Source organism: Ensifer sp. NM-2 (assembly GCF_003024455.1).
Lineage (GTDB): Bacteria > Pseudomonadota > Alphaproteobacteria > Rhizobiales > Rhizobiaceae > Ensifer > Ensifer canadensis.
In genome coordinates, this window is the sequence record NZ_PVZR01000075.1 from 1 (window position 1) to 805 (window position 805).

The window sequence follows — 805 nt, forward strand, 5'->3', positions numbered from 1 at the left end:
GTTCGTAGTGATCGTCGAGCCGGGCGGCGATGCGGTGCACCGCGCCGATGAAGGCGCCCGAACCGCCGCCGACCATGCCGAGCCTGATCCGCCGCTCGCGCTTCTCGCTCGTTCCCTCGATTGCCATCGTTTTGTCTCCCTGTTCTGAACCTGCTCTATCGTCTCGTTGTCATCGTCGTGCGGCTGCCCCTCATCCGCCTGCCGGCACCTTCTCCCCGCCGGGCGGGGAGAAGGAATATGCGGCACCCGCTCGCACCACCAGCCAAGACAGCAGCGCCAGCGTCAGCTCACATCCCCTCCTCCAGCAGCTGGCAGAAGGGCGATCGCGACGGCGTTTCCTCTCGCTCGGCAGCACCGTGTGGCACGTCCCCTCTCCCCGCTTGCGGGAGAGGGTTAGGGTGAGGGGCTACGGCCGGGGGCGCACTGCGGCCATCGCCCGGCAGGCGCCACCGTTGGCTCTATACCGTGCCTCAAATCCCCAGCAGGCGCCGGTTGGCGGCCTCGTCGGTACCGCCGTCGGCAAAATCGTCGAAGGCCTTTTCGGTCACCCGGATGATGTGGTGCCTGACGAACTCGGCGCCTTCGCCCGCGCCGTCTTCGGGATGCTTCAGGCAGCACTCCCATTCGACCACTGCCCAGCCGGTAAAATCATTGGCCGCCATCTTGGAAAACACCGCGCCGAAATCGACCTGGCCGTCGCCGAGCGAGCGGAAACGCCCGGCCCGGTTGACCCAGCCCTGGTAGCCGCCATAGACGCCCTGCCGCCCGGTCGGGTTGAACTCGGCATCCTTGACGTGGAACATCC

1 protein-coding gene and 1 pseudogene are annotated in these 805 nt (G+C 67.0%); both read right to left on the reverse strand.

The window, feature by feature from the left end; all coding sequences use genetic code 11:
* A pseudogene (locus C6558_RS38805) lies at positions 1–127 on the reverse strand (gfo/Idh/MocA family oxidoreductase); the annotation flags it as partial.
* A gap of 343 nt (positions 128–470) precedes the next feature.
* The coding region (locus C6558_RS38810; protein ID WP_245449371.1) for a sugar phosphate isomerase/epimerase at positions 471–805 on the reverse strand (335 nt) is incomplete at its 5' end.